Origin of the sequence: Micromonospora sp. BQ11 (genome assembly GCF_052068135.1) — a bacterium.
In the GTDB taxonomy this organism is placed as follows: domain Bacteria; phylum Actinomycetota; class Actinomycetes; order Mycobacteriales; family Micromonosporaceae; genus Micromonospora.
The window spans coordinates 1-620 of sequence record NZ_JBQHDB010000036.1 but is presented as its reverse complement, the minus strand read 5'-3'; the positions used below and the strand labels follow the sequence as shown (position 1 = coordinate 620).

Sequence of the window (620 nt, the reverse complement as noted above, 5' to 3'; positions counted from 1 at the left end):
TCCAGGTAGGACCGGAGGAACGCGACCAGCAGCGGGTCTCGGGCCGCCTCGTGCACGTACCGGTGGCCGCTGAGGTGGCCGAGGTGGGCCAGCGCCTGGTGTCCGGCGTTGAGCAGGCGTAGCTTCATCAGCTCGTACGGGCGCACGTCGGTCACCAGTTGGACGCCGACGTGTTCCAGAGCCGGTCCGTCACCGCCGAGGTCGTCCTCCAGTACCCACTGCAGGAACGGCTCGCACACCACGGGCCACCGGTCGACGACGCCCAGCAGGTCGGCGACGGCCGCCCGGTCCTCGTCCGTGGTCGCCGGGGTGATGCGGTCCACCATCGAGTTGGGGAAACGTACCTCGTCGTGGATCCAGTCGCCGAGCGCGGGATCCCGGAGGCGGGCGAAGGCGGCGAACATCCGCCGGGCGACGTCCCCGTTGCCCGGGATGTTGTCGCACGACACCACGGTGAACGGCGCCGCGCCCCGACTGCGACGGCGCGCGAGAGCCTCGACGAGCAGACCGAACGCGGTCGCCGGCGGCGAGCCGGGGCGCAGGTCGCGCAGTACCGACTCGCCGGGGTCGAATTCGCCGGTGACCGGGTGCAGGCAGTAGCCACCCTCGGTGATGGTGAG

General features: G+C 71.6%; 1 pseudogene. It reads right to left on the bottom strand.

Annotated elements, in window-relative coordinates:
- Window positions 1-620, bottom strand: a pseudogene (locus ACTMSW_RS30710) (mannitol dehydrogenase family protein); the annotation flags it as partial.